At 40.1% G+C, this 20516-nt stretch carries 19 protein-coding genes and 1 other annotated feature; all 19 genes read right to left on the reverse strand.

Annotated features, from left to right (window positions below):
* Position 1: 1 nt before the first annotated feature.
* The 19 genes from OCF96_RS07375 to tehB all read right to left on the reverse strand — a co-directional run bounded on the left by OCF96_RS07375 (position 2) and on the right by tehB (position 20505).
* A complete protein-coding gene (locus tag OCF96_RS07375) occupies positions 2 to 160 on the reverse strand; it encodes a hypothetical protein (protein WP_001808548.1) in 159 nt (52 codons plus the stop codon).
* A gap of 9 nt (positions 161 to 169) precedes the next feature.
* Positions 170 to 1480 (reverse strand): GTPase ObgE, encoded by a 1311-nt coding sequence (gene obgE, locus OCF96_RS07380; protein WP_203213267.1) that lies wholly within the window; start codon positions 1478 to 1480, stop codon positions 170 to 172.
* A 63-nt stretch (positions 1481 to 1543) separates the two neighbouring features.
* Positions 1544 to 1678, reverse strand: coding sequence for a DUF4044 domain-containing protein (locus tag OCF96_RS07385; protein ID WP_000863859.1), 135 nt, complete (start codon positions 1676 to 1678; stop codon positions 1544 to 1546).
* Between the two features lie 58 nt (positions 1679 to 1736).
* A complete protein-coding gene (locus OCF96_RS07390; protein ID WP_016399487.1) occupies positions 1737 to 1913 on the reverse strand; it encodes a PspC domain-containing protein in 177 nt (58 codons plus the stop codon).
* A 29-nt stretch (positions 1914 to 1942) separates the two neighbouring features.
* Positions 1943 to 3268, reverse strand: coding sequence for a glycosyltransferase family 4 protein (locus OCF96_RS07395; RefSeq protein ID WP_261446825.1), 1326 nt, complete (start codon positions 3266 to 3268; stop codon positions 1943 to 1945).
* A 15-nt stretch (positions 3269 to 3283) separates the two neighbouring features.
* Positions 3284 to 4327, reverse strand: a complete 1044-nt coding sequence (gene cpoA, locus OCF96_RS07400) for an alpha-galactosylglucosyldiacylglycerol synthase (protein WP_239822214.1) — start codon at positions 4325 to 4327, stop codon at positions 3284 to 3286.
* A 115-nt stretch (positions 4328 to 4442) separates the two neighbouring features.
* Positions 4443 to 4772: a metal-sulfur cluster assembly factor gene (locus tag OCF96_RS07405; protein ID WP_000331925.1), complete on the reverse strand. Its 330-nt coding sequence runs from the start codon at positions 4770 to 4772 to the stop codon at positions 4443 to 4445.
* A gap of 14 nt (positions 4773 to 4786) precedes the next feature.
* The gene (rpoD, locus tag OCF96_RS07410; protein WP_004259586.1) at positions 4787 to 5896 is read right to left on the reverse strand and encodes an RNA polymerase sigma factor RpoD; all 1110 of its coding nucleotides are present in this window, start codon (positions 5894 to 5896) and stop codon (positions 4787 to 4789) included.
* A gap of 2 nt (positions 5897 to 5898) precedes the next feature.
* Positions 5899 to 7659, reverse strand: a complete 1761-nt coding sequence (dnaG, locus tag OCF96_RS07415) for a DNA primase (protein WP_261446826.1) — start codon at positions 7657 to 7659, stop codon at positions 5899 to 5901.
* 196 nt (positions 7660 to 7855) lie between these two features.
* Positions 7856 to 8614, reverse strand: a complete 759-nt coding sequence (locus OCF96_RS07420; RefSeq protein ID WP_261446827.1) for an ABC transporter ATP-binding protein — start codon at positions 8612 to 8614, stop codon at positions 7856 to 7858.
* Complete coding sequence (locus OCF96_RS07425) at positions 8611 to 9477, reverse strand: ABC transporter permease (protein WP_261446828.1); 867 nt, start codon at positions 9475 to 9477, stop codon at positions 8611 to 8613. The genes OCF96_RS07420 and OCF96_RS07425 overlap by 4 nt, the downstream gene beginning before the upstream one ends.
* 75 nt (positions 9478 to 9552) lie before the next feature.
* Positions 9553 to 10548 carry a tryptophan ABC transporter substrate-binding protein gene (trpX, locus tag OCF96_RS07430; RefSeq protein ID WP_261446829.1) on the reverse strand — a complete coding sequence of 332 codons (996 nt, stop codon included), beginning with the start codon at positions 10546 to 10548 and terminating at the stop codon, positions 9553 to 9555.
* 110 nt (positions 10549 to 10658) lie between these two features.
* Positions 10659 to 10876 (reverse strand) — a binding site (T-box leader).
* Positions 10877 to 10972: 96 nt separating this feature from the next.
* On the reverse strand, positions 10973 to 13669 hold the full coding sequence (gene ppc, locus OCF96_RS07435) for a phosphoenolpyruvate carboxylase (protein WP_261446830.1): 2697 nt from the start codon (positions 13667 to 13669) through the stop codon (positions 10973 to 10975).
* Positions 13670 to 13693: 24 nt separating this feature from the next.
* Positions 13694 to 14917 (reverse strand): cell division peptidoglycan polymerase FtsW, encoded by a 1224-nt coding sequence (gene ftsW, locus OCF96_RS07440; RefSeq protein ID WP_261446831.1) that lies wholly within the window; start codon positions 14915 to 14917, stop codon positions 13694 to 13696.
* 160 nt (positions 14918 to 15077) lie between these two features.
* Positions 15078 to 16016 (reverse strand): peptidylprolyl isomerase PrsA, encoded by a 939-nt coding sequence (gene prsA / locus OCF96_RS07445; RefSeq protein ID WP_261446832.1) that lies wholly within the window; start codon positions 16014 to 16016, stop codon positions 15078 to 15080.
* Positions 16017 to 16082: 66 nt separating this feature from the next.
* Positions 16083 to 16796, reverse strand: coding sequence for an O-methyltransferase (locus OCF96_RS07450; RefSeq protein ID WP_261446833.1), 714 nt, complete (start codon positions 16794 to 16796; stop codon positions 16083 to 16085).
* A 1-nt stretch (position 16797) separates the two neighbouring features.
* A complete protein-coding gene (pepF, locus tag OCF96_RS07455) occupies positions 16798 to 18600 on the reverse strand; it encodes an oligoendopeptidase F (protein WP_261073582.1) in 1803 nt (600 codons plus the stop codon).
* A gap of 18 nt (positions 18601 to 18618) precedes the next feature.
* Positions 18619 to 19572, reverse strand: a complete 954-nt coding sequence (locus OCF96_RS07460; RefSeq protein ID WP_261446834.1) for a competence protein CoiA — start codon at positions 19570 to 19572, stop codon at positions 18619 to 18621.
* 72 nt (positions 19573 to 19644) lie between these two features.
* Positions 19645 to 20505: an SAM-dependent methyltransferase TehB gene (gene tehB / locus OCF96_RS07465; protein WP_261446835.1), complete on the reverse strand. Its 861-nt coding sequence runs from the start codon at positions 20503 to 20505 to the stop codon at positions 19645 to 19647.
* Positions 20506 to 20516: the final 11 nt, after the last annotated feature.

Here is a 20516-nt window from a genome sequence, read left to right on the forward strand (position 1 = left end):
TTTACTGAGATGGATTTTCTTTTTTAGTTCGTGCCAATCTCAGAGCACGATTTGGATTGAGACGATTAAATAGTTCTTCCAATTTCTTTTCATTCCAAACATCTGCAGCGGAAACAAAGTTGCCATCCGCATCTCGGAAAGATATCGGTTTATCTCCCATATCAGTCTCCTAGTCTACAAATTCAAACTCAAATTTACCAATGCGGACCAAATCCCCATCTTTAGCTCCACGCGCACGAAGGGCTTCATCAACCCCCATACCACGAAGCTGGCGAGCAAATTTCATGACTGATTCGTCACGATCAAAGTTGGTCATATTAAAGAGTTTCATGAGTTTTTCACCAGAAAGCACCCATGTCGCATCGTCATCACGACTAATTTCAAAGGCTTTTTCTTCCTCGTCAAATCCATAGTAAACTTCTTCTTCCATATCTGACTCGTCGTAGAGCAAGAATTCTGGTGTCTTGTCTAGCAATTCAGCTGTAGCATCCAAAAGCGTAGCCAAACCTTGCTTGGTCAATCCAGAAATTGGGAAAATAGCTGGTAACTCTTCAAATTCATCGTAGTTTTCAGCCAATTTTTTCTTGAATTCTACAAGATTTTCCTGACTCTCAGGCATATCCATCTTATTGGCTACGATAATCTGTGGACGCTCCATCAAACGGAGATTGTATGACTCTAGCTCTTTATTGATAGCAAGATAATCCTCATATGGATCACGCCCTTCGCTAGCTGACATATCAATGATATGAAGGATGACACGTGTACGCTCAATGTGACGGAGGAACTGAGTTCCCAAACCGACACCCTGACTAGCCCCTTCAATCAAACCTGGTAAATCAGCTACTGCAAAGGATTCACCTGATTGGGTACGAACCATACCTAGATTTGGCACAATGGTCGTAAAGTGGTAGGCACCAATTTTAGGCTTAGCTGAGGTGATAACACTTAAAAGTGTTGATTTCCCAACAGAGGGGAAGCCTACTAAACCAACATCTGCCAAGATTTTTAATTCCAATTGTAACTCACGTTCCTGACCTGGTTCTCCATTTTCAGAGATTTCCGGTGCAGGATTTTTTGGTGTTGCAAAGCGGATATTTCCACGACCACCACGACCACCGTGGGCTACAATAAATTCTTGTCCATGTTCAATCAAATCTGTCAAGACCTTGCCAGTCTCTGCATCACGCACAGTCGTACCTTGCGGCACTCGAACTCTGAGGTCCTCTGCACCACGACCATGCATCCCTTTGGTCATTCCTTTTTCACCAGAATCAGCCTTAAAATGACGGTTATAACGGAAATCCATCAAGGTACGTAGTCCTTCGTCTACAACGAAGACGACATTCCCTCCACGTCCACCATCACCACCCCAAGGACCGCCATTAGGGACATATTTTTCACGACGAAAGGCAACCATGCCATCGCCACCATTACCAGCCTTGACCTTAATCTTGGCCGTATCTAAAAACATACTCATTTTTTCTTCTCACTTTAAAAAAGGGCTGGGAAATCCCAGTCACTAAATTTTCTTGAATCTATTTTATAGATTACTGAGGGCACCAATTGCAGTTGCAAAAATTCCCAATAAACTTGCTACTAGCATGATAATCACGATAAACAAGGTTATTTTCTCAAACATCGTTTTTTTACGATTTCCATTATCTCCAAATGCCATTTTTCTCTCCTTCGTTACATTCTATTTTCTATTATCTTAGCATGAATTTAGCTAGTTTTCAATAGTCAGTTGCTACTGGTGCGATAATCCATAAAATGATATAAGCTACAATTCCCGCTCCGTAACAGCAAGCAAGGACACCCCATATTACGCGAACGATAGTTGGATCCATATCTAGATAATGGGCCACCCCGGCACAAACACCAGCAATCTTTTTATCACGACCGCTTCTCATTAATTGTTTTTTCATAGCTTTTCCTCTTTCTATTCTTCACGGTCTTTCCAATAATCTCTCATGCTAATCAGCTGTGTTTTTGAAGCCCTCAGCATCCGTCTAGAGCCTTTTACCGGTACAGCAACCACCTGTTGCGGAAGATACAAAACTGTTTTAAAAATACGCTGACTGACCGTATCATCTTTGGCTAAATCTTTCTGGAAATTATTTGAAATAATAGCATCCAGATAAAATTCATGCACCCGTTTTCCAAAGTTCTCAGCTGAAATCTCGTATAATTTCGCTGATAAGATATGCTCATTCATATCTGGCGTTGCAATCAGAGCTTCTAAAATAGCTCCAGCCAAATCATGCTCGCCGTAATATAAAGTTCCAAACATCTTGTTATTGATAAGATTGTCCAGATAAGGATTTCCGTGAGCAATGACAGGCGTTCCACTGGCCAAGCTTTCCAAGTATGTCAAACCCTGCGTTTCACTTGTTGAGGCCGAGATGAAGAAATCTGCTACCTTATAGTAAAGAGCCGTCTCACTAGGAGCAATCATTCCTGTAAAGATAACCGAGTCTCGAATCTCTAGTTTCTGGGCTTGCTCTTTAAGATCATCCAAATAAGGACCATCCCCAGCTACCACCAGTTTAACCTTGTCTTCCTCTTTCAGAACTTCTGCAAAAGCTGCTAATACTGCTTGAATATTTTTTTCATAAGAAATTCTGGAAAGACTCAGCAACATCTGTTCGTCCTCTTGAATCCCTAATTTACTACGCAGTTCTTTTAGATTTTCTTGCTTGATTTCTGGACGCTCAAACTTGGCTAATTCAATCCCAGTTGGAATGACCCTTTTTTCAACCTTGACCTTATAGTCAGATAGCAAGTCACGGACAATCTCACTCGGACAAATCACCCCATCCACGTCATGCAGGAAACCTCTGACCAGATACTTGACCATGCTAGGACGAATCAACATCCCCTTGGCAATATAATGCACATAGTCTTCATACTGGGTGTGATAGGTATGAATAACGGGAATCTTCAATTCACGCGCAATCCAAATCCCCAACAGGCCAAGAGAAAATTCTGTCTGAGTGTGAATAATATCTAGCTGATACTGTTTGGCAATTTCAAGCGCCTTGCTAAAACCTCGGTAGGCAAAGCGGCGATCTTTAAAAGCAAAAAAGGGTACACTTGGAATGCGGATAATTTGCCAATCTTCATAGCGATTGACATCCTTATCAGTCGTCGTAAAGATAAAAACTGCATGTCCTTGCTTTTCAAGTTCTGTTTTCAAGGTTCGAATACTAGTCGCAACACCAGAAACCTGAGGAAAATAGGTATCTGTAAATAAACCAATTCGCATAGATTACCTCACTTTTTACTTTCTCCCTAAAGCGGCTTGTTTCTCATAAAAGTCCAACCAAATTTGTAACAGATGCTCTTCAGAATACTCTCTGGAAATATTCTTAGCTTTTTCTTTGAGGTCTTTTAAGGCAGCAGGATTTGCTTGATATTCTAAAATAGCCTCTTTCATCTCTTCTCTATCTGCTGTCGCCCGATAATTTCCCTCTAAAATCACCTTATAAAGATCCAAATCACGTAGCATAATAGGAGCCTCACAACTGGCAGCTTCTAGAATAGTCATCGGAAAAAGTTCATTGTAACTAGGCAACAAGAAAAGATCTGCTAAGGCATACAATTCGCGCATCCGCTCTGGTGACACGATACCTGGAAAAATCAAATTCTTAGGAGGATTTTCCATTATTTTCTTGTAGCGCTCATAACCATCTGTCATGCCACCAAAAGAGAAACCACCAGCCCAGATAAAGGTAATCTGAGGCAATTCCTCAGCCAGACGGATAAAATCATCAATCCCTTTGCGTTTCTGAACTTGACCAGCACCTACTACGATAAACTGATTGTCACTAAGACCTAGCTCTGTTCGCAGACTCGCTACCTCTTCTTGTGGAAGAGGATGCCATTTTTCCTTATTGACAAAGTTAGGAATATAGGTCACTTTTTCACGTGGAATACCAGCTGCCACCAAATCCTCGATAAACATAGGATTAACCACAACCAGGTGCTCCATCCGGTTGTAAAAAGAAAATACATAGCGCTTAACAATTCCCTTTAAGAAAAATGGAATTTTCAAACTCCCCTCAAGTGTATCAGGTAAGAAATGCACGTAGCCAATTTTTCTCCCTGAGCGTTTCTTTTGGAATGTTGATAAATAATAGGGGAAATCAATCGTATGAAAGTGAGTCACATCTGCCTCGATTGGAAGATTTTCTGTAACAATCAATTGATCCTTGGCATCACGGTGAAGAAGACGAACTAATTCACGGTAAGCACCTGAGACTCCCTGCCCTGCTACTTTCTCACTTGAACTCAACATATTGATGCGTAATTTCTTTTTTTCCATAACTACTATTATATCATTTTCTTTGAATAAAATCAGCAAAAGAAAGGAGAGACTAGAGGAAAAGAGGGGGAAATTTCCTCGCTTTTCCAATAATCTCTCACATGCTATTGTATGTTTACTTAATGCCTAGGGCAATGCGTGCATAGCGACTCATTTTTTCAACTGTCCAGGCTGGATACCAGACTAATTTAACCTCAGTATCCGTTACTTCTGGTACCTCTGTCATAGCATCATAAATCTGGTCCGTCAAAAGGTCTGCTAGGGGACAACCCATGGTTGTCAAAGTCATATCAATCTCTGTTTGACCTGTGTCACCGTCAAAACGAATCTCATAGATTAAACCAAGGTTGACAATATCGATTCCCAACTCAGGGTCGATGACTTCTTCCAAGGCTGATAAAATTCTTGTTTTGATATTTTCAATTTGCTCTTCTGTATAAGCCATATTTTTCCTCACTATTAGTCTTCAATAAAATCACGAAGCGGTTTGCTGCGACTTGGTTGACGAAGTTTTCTCAAAGCCTTGGCTTCAATCTGACGGATACGCTCACGGGTTACATTAAAGACTTTACCTACATCTTCAAGGGTCCGCATTTTACCATCATCTAGTCCAAAACGTAGACGCAAGACGTTTTCTTCACGGTCTGTAAGAGTATCCAAGACCTCATCCAGCTGCTCACGCAAGACGATACGAGTTGTGTAGTCCACTGGATTTTCAATCACTTCATCTTCGATAAAGTCCCCAAGGTGGCTATCATCCTCTTCACCGATTGGTGTTTCAAGCGATACTGGCTCTTGGGCAATCTTCAAGATTTCACGTACCTTGTCAGGAGTCATATCCATACGTTCAGCGATTTGTTCTGGCGTTGGATCTTGTCCCAATTCTTGAAGGAGATTACGTTGTTCACGAACCAATTTATTAATGGTTTCAACCATGTGAACAGGGATACGGATGGTACGAGCTTGGTCCGCAATAGCACGAGTGATAGCCTGACGAATCCACCAAGTTGCGTAAGTTGAGAACTTGAATCCTTTAGAATAGTCAAACTTGTCAACCGCCTTCATCAAGCCCATGTTCCCTTCTTGAATCAAGTCAAGGAACTGCATACCACGGCCGACATAACGCTTGGCAATGGAAACAACCAAACGAAGGTTGGCTTCCGCAAGACGTTGTTTGGCTTCGATATCACCAGCTTCAACTGCTAGTGCCAATTCTTTCTCCTCTTCATTGGTCAAAAGAGGTACGACCCCGATTTCTTTCAAGTACATACGGACAGGGTCATTGACCTTAGCAGAAGTTGAACCAATCAAATCCTCATCGCTGAGTTCTGGTTCTTCTTCTGCACTAAGAACACGCGCACTGGGATTTCCTTCGTTATCTGTGATTGAAATTCCTGCATCCTGGATTCGTTGCAAGAGATCTTCAATCCCATCAGCGTCCAAGGTAAAAGGAATAACCAGACTTGCATTGATTTCATCGTCTGTTGCTGTCCCTTTTTGCTTATGATTACGGATAAATTCTGCTACTTGTACATCAAATGTTGTTACTTCTTTTTGTTTTGTTGCCATTATTACTCCATTCTTCTCTTTTGGGAAATTAAACGTTCCAATTCTTCTAAGGCTGTGTCGGTATCTCCTACATGGCTAGCTTCCTGCACCTTCTTTTTGATTCTCATATTGTCCTGATTCAAGAGAGCCTTGTTTCGAGTCATTTCTACTTCACTAAGTTCCTGAGGTGACATCTCAGATGGTAAATCCTGAGCTAAGACTTGATACCAAGCTCTCTCAACCTCCTCTGTCTGTTCTGCTAAAACTTCTGGAGGAAGGGTACCATACTGGCCAAGCAAGTTATATAAGACCTGAAATTCAGGTGTGTCAAATGCAAAGTCTTCTCGCAAACGGTAATCATTCAAAACAAGAGGGGACTCCATCATTCGATAAAGTAGATGAGCTTCTGCCCTCATAATAGCTGATAACTGCTTGGTGACAGGCATAGTGATTTGCGTCGGTCTGGAAATTCCTTCCATGCGATTCTGTCTTTGCGCCTGACGACTCTCATTAACAATCTGCTCAATCTGGGCATAATCAAAGGACGCCAGACTGTCAGCTAAAATATGAATGTAGGTATTTTGAGCAGTGATGGACTTTTCTTGAACAATCAAGGGCGCTATTTTTTCAATAAACTCAATCTGAGCCTGCAAATTTTCACTATTTTCAGGCTTGTACTGGTGAATGTAAAACTCAATCGGACTAATACGAGTTTTTGTTAATAGATAGGCCAAGTCTTCTGGACCATTTTTTTGTAAATACTCATCTGGATCCAAGTTATCAGGCATGCTGACGATTTGCACAGGCATATCACCAATTTCGTCCAGCGCTTTCAATGTCGCAGCTTGCCCAGCCTTATCGCCATCGTAAACAAGAACCAACTTCTTGGTTAACCTTTTCAGATGCTCAACATGCTCTCGACTCAAGGCTGTTCCCATAGATGCGACAGCATTTTCGATTCCAGCCCGATAGGCTGCAATGACATCCATGAATCCTTCCATCAAGTAAATCTCACTGGTTTTACCAGAAGATTTTTTTGCCCTATCCATATGATATAATTCGTAACTTTTGTTAAAAATTGCAGTCGATCGGCTATTTTTATACTTAGAAGTTTGTGAATCCGTTTTCTGCCAGATACGACCTGAGAAGGCAATAACCTTTCCTTGGTCATTTGTCAGGGGAAACATAATCCGATTGTGAAAGGTATCTACAAATTGATTGGCATCCGAGAGGTAAAACAGTCCTGAATCTAGGAAATCCTCATCACGATACTGACCAGACAAACGTTGATAGAGATAGTTTCGTTCTGGAGGTGCCAAACCAATCCGAAAATGCTTGAGCACTTCATCTGTCAAACCACGCTGATAGAGGTAATTTCTGGCCTCCTCCCCCATGGTCGTTGTCATGAGAATAGCATGATAAAATTTAGCCGCATCTTCGTGCATATCATAAAGAGATTGGTGAGGCGAGGCTGGCTTCTGTTCACTATAAAGCGGTTTTTCCACCTCTATCCCGACACGCTGACCTAAGATTTGGACAGCCTCCATAAAGGGAACACCTTGGTACTCCTCGATGAACTTAAAGATATCACCTGAGCGACCACAACCAAAACAGTGGTAAAACTGCTTGTCCTCTACAACGTTGAAAGAAGGTGTTTTTTCACCATGAAAAGGACAGAGCCCTAGATAGTTCCGTCCTGCCTTTTGTAAAGAAATCACATCTCCTATGACTTCCACAATGTTGGCATTGTTTTTGATTTCTTCAATGACTTGTTTGTCAACCATACACAATACCTCCATCTTATCATAGTATCACGTAAACTAGTATAGCTTATTTCTGAAAAAAAGTAAACCATTTCATACGCTTTCCGTAATTATCTTTGCCTTATTTTTCTAAATATAAAAGAAAGTTAAAAAACTCAGAAACATTTTAATGCTTCTAAGTTTTTCTTCTCTATTTTTTGATGAAAATAAAGTTCATCTATTCAAATAATTGATAGTAGTCTGAGATTTTCATCTTAGCTTTTTCTTCATTATTAAGATCTTGAATTATACGACCTTCTTTCATGACAATCAGACGGTTTCCGTACTTCAACGCGTCCTCCATATGGTGGGTAATCATCAAGGCTGTCAGCTGATCTTTCTTGACAAATTCATCTGTCAATTCCATCAAGGCTACACTAGTCTTTGGATCAAGAGCTGCAGTATGCTCATCTAACAAGAGCAACTCTGGTCGCTTCAATGTTGCCATCAAGAGACTTAAGGCTTGTCTTTGCCCACCTGATAAGAACTCAATCGGTGTATTCAAATGTTTCTCAAGACCATTTCCTACTTTTTCAATAGTTGCCTGAAATTCATCCTTATAACTAGTCAAGCGTCGTGGTAACAATCCACGCTTTTCACCACGAAACTTGGCAATCAAGAGATTCTCTGCCACTGTCATACGAGGAGCTGTCCCCATCTTTGGATCTTGGAAAACTCGAGACAGATACTTGGCTCTCTTCTCTGGTGAAAACTTAGTGACATCTTCACCTAAAATACGGATGGTTCCACTGGTTAGTGATAAGGTTCCTGCAATAGTGTTAAAGAGGGTCGATTTACCAGCACCATTTCCACCTAAAATCGTGATAAAATCCTGTTCAAAAATTTCTAATGAAACATCATTTAAAATAATCTTTTCTTCATCAAAGCCATTTTTAACGACTTTGGTTGCATTTTTTAATTCTACAATTGCTGTCATTTGCTTAACTTGGCTCCTTTCAAGATTGTTTGCTTAAATGTTGGAATCATGAGACAGACTGCCAAAATCAAGGCACTGTACAAACGAAGGTAACTTGTATTAAAGCCAAGGGCAATAACCGCCCATACTAAGAATTGATAGGCGATAGAACCCACAACGATGGCAACCAGACGCTCTGCCAAACTCAAACTCTTGAAAATAACTTCCCCAATAATCAAACTTGCAAGACCTACAACGATAACCCCAATTCCTCGAGATACATCGGCATAACCTTCTTGCTGAGCAATAAGAGCACCTGCAAGGGCAATCACACCATTTGATAAGACCAAGCCCATAAGCTCCATGCGTCCAGTATGAATTCCGAAACTTCTAGCCATATCAGGATTGTCACCTGTAGCAATATAGGCTTGTCCGAGTTTGGTATCCAAGAAAAAGAGCATGAGAACAATAACAATACTGACAAAGATGAAACCTGTCAAGAGTTGATTCAAATCCGAATCAAAAGGCAAAACATCCTGAATTTGCTTGGTTCCAAGCAATCCTAAATTTGCACGTCCCATAATCAAGAGCATGATAGAGTGACAAGAAGTCATCACCAAAATCCCTGAGAGCAAAGTTGGAATCTTCCCTTTTGTATAAAGAAGTCCTGCTGCCATTCCAGCCAAACAACCAGCTCCAACAGCAACAAGTGTCGCTAAAAAGGGATTCACACCTTTCGTTATCAGAGTGACAGCAACAGCTCCCCCAAGAGGGAAGGAACCTTCTGTCGTCATATCTGGAAAGTTCAAAATCCTAAATGTCATAAAGATTCCCAGACCTAGAATAGCCCAGACAAATCCTTGAGAAATAATAGATAATATCATTTGTTTCTTAACCTTTTCTATATGATTTCTATTGTAAAAAATTGGAGGAGATGTCCCCAACTCCTCCATTACAGATTATTCAATCACTTGTCCTGCTTCTTTTAAAACTGATTCAGGAATCGTAATACCTAGTTCTTGTGCCAATTTTTTGTTGATTACTGATTTACCAGTTGAAAAGACATTGACTGGAGTATCAGCTGGTTTTGCACCTTTCAAGACTTGCGCAATCATTTTACCAGTTGCCACACCAAGGTCGTGTTGGTCAACTACAACTGATGCCAAACCACCTGCTTCTACCATGGCAGTTGCGCTTGGGTAGATTGGTTTTTTAGCTGATTGATTACTTGATACAACTGTTGAGAAGGCTGAAGCAATAGTGTTATCGATTGGAACCCAGATAGCATCAACTTTGCTAGTCATAACGTTAACTGTTGAAGCAATTTCATTTGTTGAAGGAACAGCAAATGTTTCTACAGTCAAACCTGCTTTTTCAGCATAAGCCTTAAATTCTTCGACCTGTGTTTTTGAATTGTCTTCGCTGCTTGAGTAAAGGGCTCCTATTGTTTTCACATTTGGTGTCAGAGCCTTAATGAGTTCAACTTGTTGTTGAGCTGGATTGTGGTCAGATACTCCTGTAATGTTGCCGCCTGGTTTTTTCAAATCTTTAACCAAGTTCGCTCCGATTGGGTCAGTAATAGCTGCCATGATAACCGGTAGATCTTTTGTTGCACTAGCCAAACCTTGAGCAGCTGGTGTTGCAATACCAACCACAAGGTCATTGCCATTTGCAACCAACTGTTTGCTCATTGTCGCAACCTTACTTTGGTCGCCTTCTGAGTTCATAAAGTCAATTTTCAACTGATCATCTTTATAGCCTTCCTCAGCAAGTCCATCTTGAATTCCTTTATAAATCAAGTCAAGAGATGGATGGCTCACAAACTGAAGAACACCAACTTTGGCAACTTTCTTCTCATTCTTAGCTTCTTGTTTATTCATTGAAGAGTAAATCAAGCTTCCTGCTACTAAGACTGCTAATGCAGCGATAATCCCAATTAAACGTTTATTTTTCATTCTATTTCTCCTTTTATTCCTTTAAAATACTTCACTTATCGAAACAAGTGACGCCATCGTTTTCTTTCCATACTAACCTCCATCAAAAAAGTCCTCACACAAAAAACTTGTGTGAGGACGTCGATGCGCGGTACCACCTCAATTATAGGGAATTTCCCTATCGCTCTGTCTCGCAATAACGAGATGCACTGTAAGGTGTGCTCACCGAATTTTTATGATTTCAAATTCTAAATAACATTCAGCCCAATTTTCATCATCATCACTTATCTGTTTTCAGCTACCACAGACTCTCTAAAAAGTTTATATGATTACTTTTCTGAATGGTTAAATTATATCATTTTTCAATTACTTGTCAATAGTATTTGAGAATTTTTTTGAACTATTCAAAAACTTCCCCTATAGAAAAGAGGAAGTTTGATAGGTATCAGCCTGAATTACGAAGACCTGTCGCAATTCCATTGATGGTTGTATGAATTAATTTTTCTTGATCGCTTGATAATTCTCCTCGACGTTGACGTTTAATCAACTCCAACTGGATATAGTTGAGGATATTAAAGTAAGGCATTCGATAATCTAAACTGGCTTTTAGATATGGATTTTCAGCCAAGAGTTCGTCATACCCTTCGATAGCCAAGATAACTTCCTTGGTCACTTGCCATTCATTTAAAATAGTCTCATAGATTGCTTTTACTTGATCATCCTCACACAGTTTGGCATATTCAAAAGCAATGTTCATATTTGATTTTGACAAGACCATATCAACATTTGAAAGGAGCGATTGGAAGAAAGGCCAATTTTGGTACATATCTCGTAAGATAGCAATATTCTCTGGATTTTTATCGATAAATTCCTTGAAGCTTGAACCAACCCCATACCAGCCAGGGAACATGACACGGCTTTGCGACCATGAGAATACCCAAGGGATGGCACGCAAACCACCGATTTCAGTAATCGTCTTACGAGCAGCTGGACGAGAACCAATGTTAAAGCTTGAAATAGCCTTGATTGGACTTGACTCAAAGAAATAATCATAGAAATGGTCATTACCAAAGACCAAATCACGGTAGATATCGTAACTACGATCCACTACTTGGTCCATAATAGCTTCATAACGATTGGATGTATTGGTATCGCTCTTCTTCTGAGTAATCATACGGTTAATGGCCGCAGATACTAACATTTCAAGGTTATAGTAAGCTGCGTCTTTATTACCGTATTTATTCCCAATTACTTCACCCTGCTCCGTCAAGCGGATACGATCCTTGATAGACTTAAGCGGTTGAGATGTGATGGCTTCATAGGTTGGTCCACCACCACGACCGACAGTACCACCGCGACCATGGAAGAAGGTGACCTTAACGCCAAATTCATCTCCGATAGCAGTCAATTGTTGTTGAGCCTTGTAGAGGGTCCAACATGATGATAGGTAACCACCATCTTTATTACTATCAGAGTAACCAAGCATGATTTCTTGGTAGTTATTACGTGAAGCAATCCATTTCTTAGCCAGACCAAGAGAAAGGTATTCTCTCATGGTTTCTTCTGAATGGTCCAAGTCCTCGATTGTTTCAAAGAGAGGAACGATTTGAACACGGGCTCTTTCTTTATCAACTAACCCTACTTCTTTTAGTAAGATAGCCAATTCCAACATGTCTGATACGCTGGTTGCATGTGAAATGATGGTCTGACGAATGACATCATCTCCCAACTTATCTTTCAACTTACGAGCAGCCTTAAAGATTGCTAATTCTTTTTCAAGTAACTCTGATTTTTCAACGTGAGTGGCAGAAAGAATACGTGGATCTTCCTCTAATTCTTTCAAGAGAAGCTGGCATTTTTCTTCTTCACTTAGTTCACTGTAATGCGAATGAATGCCTGCTGATTTCAAGAGTTCAGCTACACAAGCTTCATGAACACTAGAATCTTGACGCATGTCAATAGATGCCAAATAGAAACCAAAAATTTCAACTGCCTGAATTAACTCAACAAAATCACCAGAAATCAGTGCTTCACCCTTGTTTTCCAAGAGGGAATCACGGATGGTAATTAAATCCTTATAAAAATCATTGGCCGTTTCATAGCGAGCCCCAACTTCCTTATCCTCAATCAGATAGGTTTTTGTTGCTTGGATTTTTGATTGAATATCAAACAAGGCACGGCGGTAAAGTTCTTTTTCACGATAAATCGAGTTATCCTTGGATTGACGAGCCATTTCTCTGACTTGCTTGCTGACATTGACAATACTAGTTGAGAGGGAGAATTCACGATAAAGTTGGTAAATTTTTTCATCATAGTAGTTCATGATGACTTCACACTGGGTCATAGCAGATTGTTTCAAGGTATCTGCTGTAACAAAAGGATTCCCATCACGGTCTCCACCAATCCACATTCCCATGGTAATTGGTTTAGGATGTTTCAACTCCAGTCCATGTTTTTTAGCCAGACGCTTGTACTCAGCAGTCAAATGAGGAACAGCCTTCAGGAATGAACTATTGTAGTATTCCATGACATTCGTGATTTCATTGGTTACTTTCAATTTCTTTTCACGAATCATGTCTGTTTGCATGATAATCTCAATATAACGACGGAGATCATTATGCCATTTTTCCTTATTAATCAAGCCTAATTTCACATCACGATACTTACGCAAGAGGGTATGGATATGGTTGGTCAAATCCAACATACTCTTACGTTGCACTTGTGTTGGATGGGCAGTCAAAACAGGGACAACATTCAAGTGTTCAAGAATTTCAACCGCATTTTCTTTTTCAGCAACCATTTTGATTGTTGCTGATAATTTCCCAAGATAATCTTGATCGATATTATTTTGGTGGTTGATTTCATAGGCCAAATCCACGTCTTCTGAAATATTAATCAAGAGAGGCAAAATTGAGAAATAGCGTGAAATATAAGCCATTTCATCATTTGTCAGGCTAGTAACCAATTGGTTCAAGCCTTGATAATCTTCTTGAGTTGACAATTCCTTCAACTGCATGATTTTTTCAAAAGTCTCTGGGGCAAGCATGTTTTTAGTGATATCTTCTAACAATTCTGTTAAAATCAATACTTCTTCTTGTATAACAGCTTTATTACTATAGTTTTCTAATTTTTGAAGAGACATAGGTAATCCTTTCCACTCTCAGCTCTACATATAGTTTGATGAGTGAGCTTCTAACTCCTCATATAATCGGGCACGTTTTTCACTTGCATCAATATTTAAGACAAAGGCGATGGCTACAGACAAGACTAGGAGACTGTTCCCTCCTTGCGATAAGAAGGGGAAGGTTACTCCTGTCGAGGGAATAATACCAGAAATTCCACCGATATTGACAAAGACCTGTACCAACATCATCCCCCCAACCCCAATCGCCATCATAGAATTAAAGGGATTCTTAGCACGAATTCCTACTAGGATAATTCGCAAAATCAGGAAAAAGACAAGTGCCAAAATCAAACTGGCTCCCACAAATCCAAACTCTTCAATGACAATTGAAAATACAAAGTCTGTATGGGCCTCTGGTAAATAACCACGTTTTTCGATTGAATTTCCTAATCCTAGACCAAACCATCCACCATTTACCATAGCAAAGTAGGAATTTGCAAGTTGGTGGCCTGACCCTGCCAAATCGGCAAAGGGATTAAAGTAGGCACTGAAACGCTTAGCAACGTAACCAAATACTGGAACTTTTGAAAACTTATCAACCCCGATCATAGAGATAGCTGATAAGGATAGGGCTGAAACTCCAAATAATACACCGATAAAGACTATAAACCAACGATGAGCAATTCCACTAACTGTATACATAATCAAGGCGACAAGAACTAGGATGGTAGCATTCCCCAAATCTGGGAAAATAGCTAAACTTCCTATCATTACTAGTAGGACGAAGCGCCAATCATTAAAAGCACGAGGAATCCATTGATTTTGAGTTAAAACTTGAAAATCGTAAATCCCAATTTCATCCTGTTGTTTTGAAAAACGTTGGGCCAAGTACCAGACGATGATAATCTTCAAATACTCTGCTGGCTGAATGGTCAAAGGTCCTACTGAAATCCAACCATAGGCTCCATTGACTGGCGTACCAATTAAGCGAGCCAAAGCTAAGAGAATCAGCTCAACAAACATAACAATAAATAAAAGTCGTTCTTTTCTCAAAAAATTCAATTTCAGCTTATATATCAAGGCAATCAATATTAAACTAAATATCCAAAACATTCCCTGACTTCGAACCAATTGGAGGGCACTTTTACCTTCTTCGATAAGAATGGCACTGGTTGTCGAATAAACCACAATCAAGCCCAAAATAGATAAAAGTAAGTAAGGAACTAGAATAGAATAGTTTAATAGGTGCCTCTTACTAATCTTCATAGTATCACCAATCTAATGAGAACAAAAGAAATTATTCCCAAATTCCGTTTATTTTCTAGTTTTGATTGCTATTATACCATTTTTTCCGAAAGAAAAAAACTCTTACCCTCAAGATAGAAGATTTTCTCATAAGAAAAAGAGCACTTGGCTCTTTTCTGTTTTATTCTTTTGAAGAACTGCTTGAGCTTGAATCTCCACCACCGATGTATTGAGTAAAGATATTTTGGAAGGCTTGGTCTTTAACCTTGATGTTGGCTGCCTGCAATTCTTTTCCGATAATGCTTTGAACAAATGATGCGTCATTTTGTTTTTGAGTCAAGATAACAGTTTTCAATTTTTCTTTGTAGTCATCGATATTAGATGATTTTTCTGTTTTCTTAATGAGTTTCACAATGTAATATTGGCTGCTGTAGGCTTGTGTTCCAGTAACACTAATCACATCAGAAACTCCATTTACATCTAATGCAAAAGCTGCTTTCTTAACTTGATCTGGTACTTCTGTTGAAGCTGAATCAAAGGTGATTTCTCCACCGTTCGCTTTCGTTTTCTCATCTGTTGAGTTATCTTTAGCTAGTTGAGCGAAATCTGCGCCACTTGCCTTAGCTTTTTCAAGAATTTCTTTGGCCTTGTCTTCATTGTCCAAACGGATAATTTGAGCCGTTACATCTGGAGTGTACTCGTCAAAGGCTTTCTTATAAGCATCATCTGTCAATTCAGCTTCCGCTGCTTTTTTAACTGCCAACTCAACTAATTTACTAGTACGAATTTGAGCTTTACGTGTTTCAAGGGTCATTCCTGCTTGTGACAAGACACGTTGGTAGTTTTCACCATATTGTTTTTCTTCTTCGGCAATAGTGTCATTAACTTCTTTGTCATCTACTTCCGAACCGTATTGTTTTTCAAATACTTTTTGGATGGTCAAGTTCAACAAGACTTGTTGGGCTGAAGGATTGCTTTTCACTTGCTCATAAAATTGATGTTCTGTGATGACATCTCCTTTCATGCTGATAAGGTCTGCCCCTTCTGAACCTTTGGAACAAGCTGCTAAAGTTGCTACTGATAATAGTATAATGGCACCTGCCAATAGTTTTTTCTTCATGTCTACTCCTTTGAGATAAGTGTTACCCTATCTATTTTACTATATTTTCTTAAATTTTTCTGAAAATCATTCGCTTTCAGGCAATTGAACGTCTGCTACATTTTTACGAAGCATGAGAATTCCGTCCCCCAGAGGTACTAGTGTTGCGGTGAGTCCTGGATTGTCTAAGGTTGCATCAAATAGTCTTTGAAGTCCTCTGTAAATAGTTCGCTGGCCACGACGGACTTCCATAATATCCTTAGCAACATCACCACCTTGAAAAATATCATCCAAAACAACCACACCACCAACTTCCAAGTGTTTGAGGATTTCTGGCAGAAAGACGATGTATTTAGACTTGGCTGAATCCATAAAGACGAAATCATAGGACTCTGTCAAGGTTGATAAGACATCTACCGCATCTCCTTCTAGGAGTGTGATTTGCTTACGACTGTCAAACTGGGCGAAATTTTCCTTGGCAAATCCAATCATCTCTGGATTGCGGTCAATGGTTGTAATCTTAGCATTTGGTGCGTGTTCAGCCATCAAGAGGGCTGAAAAACCGATGGCAGTCCCAATTTCCAGAATGTTTTTAGGTTGCATGGTTTCCATGAGAAAACGGAAATAAGCAACTGTTTCATGGGGAATAATAGGAATATTTTCCTTGCGAGCAAAGTCTTCCAATTCTTTCAAAGAGCCTGTGACTTGCTTTTGGCGCTGGCGCATCAAGTCCACAATTTCTTCCTTGACAACAGGACGACGCATGTTATGGTTGGCATTCTTACTATATGATTCAACCATCTTATGACAATCCCAATTTTTCAACTAGGGCTTCAAACTCATTCAAACGACGTTCGAAGACTGCAAAGGCATCGTTGAGGTAGTCTTCCTTCTCCATATCAACACCAGCTTTTCTCATGACATTAAGTGGATAGTCAGATTTACCTGCCTTGAGATAATCGATATAGCGGTCACGGTCTTCTTGACTACCATGAACAATCTTTTCAGCCAAGGCTGAGGCTGCTGCAAAGCCAGTTGAATATTGGTATACATAGTAGTTATAGTAGAAGTGTGGAATGCGAGCCCACTCGTATTGGATTTCAGGATTGTCTTCCTTACTCAAACCATAATACTCTTGGTTCAAGTCTGCGTAGAGTTTATTTAGGAAATCGCTTGTCAAAACTTCACCATTTTGATCCGCTTGGTGAATGGCGTGTTCAAACTCAGCGAATTGAGTTTGACGGAAAACTGTTCCACGGAAACCATCTAGGAAGTTATTGAGAATCGCAAAGCGCGTTGCGTCGTCTTCCACTTCTTCCAATAATTTCTCCGTCAAGATATTTTCATTAGTGGTTGAGGCAATCTCAGCCAAGAAGATAGAATAATCTCCGTAAACATAAGGCTGAGTTTCGCGAGTATAGCTGGAATGCATACTGTGGCCTGTTTCATGAACAAGAGTAAAGAGATTGTCCAGATTGTCCTGCCAGTTGAGAAGCATGAAGGCATTGGTATCGTAAGAACCACCAGAGTAGGCTCCTGAACGCTTGCCTTGATTTTCATAAACATCAATCCAACGCTCGCTGAAGGCACGTTTAACACGGCTCAAGTAATCCTCACCCAAGACTGCCAAGGCTTCTTCGGCTTTTTTCAAGGCTTCTTGGTAGGTAAAACTATATTCAACAGATGAAAGCGGTGTGTAGACATCGTACATCTTGAGGTCTGAAATTCCCAAAATCTTTGAACGAAGCTCAAGGTAACGATGCAAGAGGGGTAAATGCTTGCGAACTGCTGCTACCAAATTGTCATAAACACTTTCTGGAACAAAATTTGCTGCGAGAGCTGCATGACGAGCACTCTTGTAGTTGCGAACTTTTGCTCGGTAGTTTTGTACTTTAACATTGGTTTGTAAAGTTTTAGCATAGGTGTGTTGGAATTGCTCATAAGTTGCATAAAGGGCTTGATAGGCACCACGACGCACCTCACGATTTTTAGACTCCATCAAACGTGTGTAAGTCCCATGAGAGAGTTGAACTTCCTTACCATCATCGTCAAGAACATAAGGGAACACAATATCCGCATTGTCCAAGATAGCGAAGGTTTCACTTGCCGAACCAAAGATTTCCCCAGCTCCAGCTAATAATTCTTCTTCACGTTGTGAAAGAACGTGTTCCTTGCCTTGCAAAAGCTTGTCAAAATAGTGTTGATAAACCTGCAATTTTGGTTGAGCTTCTAAAAAGTCAGCATACTGCTTTTCACTGATTTCCATAAATTCAGGCTCATAGAATGAAAAGGCTTGGTCTAGCTGGCTATAGAGAGTCATGGCCTTAGCATAGTACTCTTGGTACTTGGCTTCACGTGTGTCCTGGTCATTTTTCATATGAGCATAAACGTAAAGCTTCTCCATTTGGCGTTCCATTTCAAGAGAAAATTCAGTAATTTCTAGTAGGCTATCCGCGCTATCCAAGAGATGACCTTCATACTGGCTTACTTTCTCCAGTTGTTCTGTTAAATCTTTTAAGGCTTCTTCCCAAGCCTGGTCAGTTGGGTAGATCGTTGATAGATCCCATGTATCTTTTTCATTTATTTCATGTCTTTGTAATACCATTAGATTCCTCCATCCTTTCTATTCTACCATATTTTTTAAGAAATATTGATGATAAAAGGCTGGTGGATAGAGCTTTTGCCAATCATTTTGAGGATTTTTTTGATAATAGGTTTGAAAACACTGATAATAGCTGGTCAAATCCTTCTCAATTTGGCAAAAATCACCTACTAGTGGTCGAATTTGTGGATACCATTCTTTTAAGCCATAAGTCAGGAGGTTTTCTCCCTTTTGATAGGCTTCTGCTTGTTCTTTCATCCAAATGGAATTTTGATAATAGAGTTGTTGTCGGATATAACTACAGATGTCCTTGTCCTGAGAAACACTAAAACTAGATATTTTTTGTTTCTTATAGGGAAGACGTAATATCTCCAGTAGACTACCGTGACCATAGGGAAATTCCTTGATTTGATAATGGAGTTTACCACGGAGGTCTTGGTAAATCAGGTATTTGAGTCTTAAAAGCTGTTTTTCCTTGTCTAATTCCCAAACATAAAAGCCCATGTTTTGACTGAAATAGAGAAACCCTTGTTGCAGACGAGTCAAGCGGTCCTTGAGCCACAGTTTTTGACCCAACAACCACAGTACTTGGTAACCCTGACTACGATAGCCCTCACTTCGCTCTTTAAGAACTTTTTGAGACAAGGAACTACACTGAACTTCTAGAGCTAGATTGCCATTTACAAATACATCTGCAATCTGTTTAAGATCTGGAAGCGGGTACTCTAATTGTACCTCTGCCTCTTTTTTCAACCAGTGGTAGAGGAATTCCTTATTTACCAAGTGTTCTGGACTTTCATTTTCAAAGGAATAATCACAGTCTTTTAAGGATTTATGGGCAAAATGCATTCGTACACTTGGTCCTTGACGCAAACGAAGCTGACCTCCACAAGCGGGGCAGGTGTATTCTTCCTTCTCGAGCTTATCCTCTAACACATTTACCAGCTGTCCCCTAGCATCTCTCGCAACAAACATGATTTCCCTCCTTTTCTATATTATTCGTAAAAAAGAAAAAAGATCAGGAAAATTCCTAATCTTCATGTGTCTTTATTTGATTTTCTTAGCTAGCATGGTCGCGAAACGTAGTTGAATGCGATTGCCATTTTCATCGCGACGGTGCAAATGACCTGGATTTTCATTGTACTTAACCATTTCCCAGTCCTTGTAATAGTCTGCCAATTCCCCTTCTTTAAAAGTGAATGGAAAGTTCACTGAGCAAGGATAATCCTCCGTGTCCATGGCACAGACTATAAGATTGTAACCACCGACCGTGGTGTGCTCCTGCATGTTTCGGATAATAGCTGGAATACGATCTGCTTGTAGAAACATGAGAACAACTGTTGAAACGATAAAATCATAGGATTGCCCAATGCTGGCTGAATTGATATCGTAAAGACCAACAGGCATGTCCAAATCTTCCTGCTCCACAATGCTTTGCAAGATTTCAAGAGCCAGTTCATTTTGATCTACAGCTGTCACATCAAAACCTTGCTGGGCTAAAAAGAGGGAATTACGTCCCTGACCACAACCCAAATCCAAGGCTTTACCCGGTTTCACTGTTTGCATAGCATCTAGAACTTCCGAATGAACAGGATTCGTATTGTATTTCTTAGGAAAATAATCCTCATGTTTGCAATAAAATTCCAAGTACCATTCCACATCATCTGTGGCAGCCTCTACTCGGTGCCAGGCTTGTGGTTGTGCCATGGGATTGTCGACTCCTGCTTCAAAGAGGTGTTCAGCTAGAACTTCTCCTTCTTCACTCAATTCAATATACTTGAGGGCTCCTTTTACTACAGTTATCTTGCCCCAAGTTCCGACCTTGGTATTATGCTTTTGCTGAACCGCCTCTGGCATGGTCTCTTTAGTCCACAGTGGCATGCGTTTGTAGGCAACTAGTTTTTCCATTTTCATTCCTC

The organism is Streptococcus mitis (assembly GCF_946190065.1).
Classification (GTDB): Bacteria; Bacillota; Bacilli; order Lactobacillales; family Streptococcaceae; genus Streptococcus; species Streptococcus mitis_DE.

Bases quoted from the DNA above. Each gene is read 5' to 3' on its own strand.
- ftsW (WP_261446831.1), bottom strand. From the start codon at position 14,917: ATGAAGATTAGTAAGAGGCACCTATTAAACTATTCTATTCTAGTTCCT.
- pepF (WP_261073582.1), bottom strand. From the start codon at position 18,600: ATGGTATTACAAAGACATGAAATAAATGAAAAAGATACATGGGATCTA.
- OCF96_RS07405 (WP_000331925.1), bottom strand. From the start codon at position 4,772: ATGGCTTATACAGAAGAGCAAATTGAAAATATCAAAACAAGAATTTTA.
- tehB (WP_261446835.1), bottom strand. From the start codon at position 20,505: ATGGAAAAACTAGTTGCCTACAAACGCATGCCACTGTGGACTAAAGAG.
- OCF96_RS07460 (WP_261446834.1), bottom strand. From the start codon at position 19,572: ATGTTTGTTGCGAGAGATGCTAGGGGACAGCTGGTAAATGTGTTAGAG.
- OCF96_RS07375 (WP_001808548.1), bottom strand. From the start codon at position 160: ATGGGAGATAAACCGATATCTTTCCGAGATGCGGATGGCAACTTTGTT.
- obgE (WP_203213267.1), bottom strand. From the start codon at position 1,480: ATGAGTATGTTTTTAGATACGGCCAAGATTAAGGTCAAGGCTGGTAAT.
- dnaG (WP_261446826.1), bottom strand. From the start codon at position 7,659: ATGGTTGACAAACAAGTCATTGAAGAAATCAAAAACAATGCCAACATT.
- OCF96_RS07385 (WP_000863859.1), bottom strand. From the start codon at position 1,678: ATGGCATTTGGAGATAATGGAAATCGTAAAAAAACGATGTTTGAGAAA.
- OCF96_RS07425 (WP_261446828.1), bottom strand. From the start codon at position 9,477: ATGATATTATCTATTATTTCTCAAGGATTTGTCTGGGCTATTCTAGGT.
- OCF96_RS07420 (WP_261446827.1), bottom strand. From the start codon at position 8,614: ATGACAGCAATTGTAGAATTAAAAAATGCAACCAAAGTCGTTAAAAAT.
- OCF96_RS07450 (WP_261446833.1), bottom strand. From the start codon at position 16,796: ATGGTTGAATCATATAGTAAGAATGCCAACCATAACATGCGTCGTCCT.
- OCF96_RS07390 (WP_016399487.1), bottom strand. From the start codon at position 1,913: ATGAGAAGCGGTCGTGATAAAAAGATTGCTGGTGTTTGTGCCGGGGTG.
- trpX (WP_261446829.1), bottom strand. From the start codon at position 10,548: ATGAAAAATAAACGTTTAATTGGGATTATCGCTGCATTAGCAGTCTTA.
- rpoD (WP_004259586.1), bottom strand. From the start codon at position 5,896: ATGGCAACAAAACAAAAAGAAGTAACAACATTTGATGTACAAGTAGCA.
- prsA (WP_261446832.1), bottom strand. From the start codon at position 16,016: ATGAAGAAAAAACTATTGGCAGGTGCCATTATACTATTATCAGTAGCA.
- OCF96_RS07395 (WP_261446825.1), bottom strand. From the start codon at position 3,268: ATGCGAATTGGTTTATTTACAGATACCTATTTTCCTCAGGTTTCTGGT.
- ppc (WP_261446830.1), bottom strand. From the start codon at position 13,669: ATGTCTCTTCAAAAATTAGAAAACTATAGTAATAAAGCTGTTATACAA.
- cpoA (WP_239822214.1), bottom strand. From the start codon at position 4,327: ATGGAAAAAAAGAAATTACGCATCAATATGTTGAGTTCAAGTGAGAAA.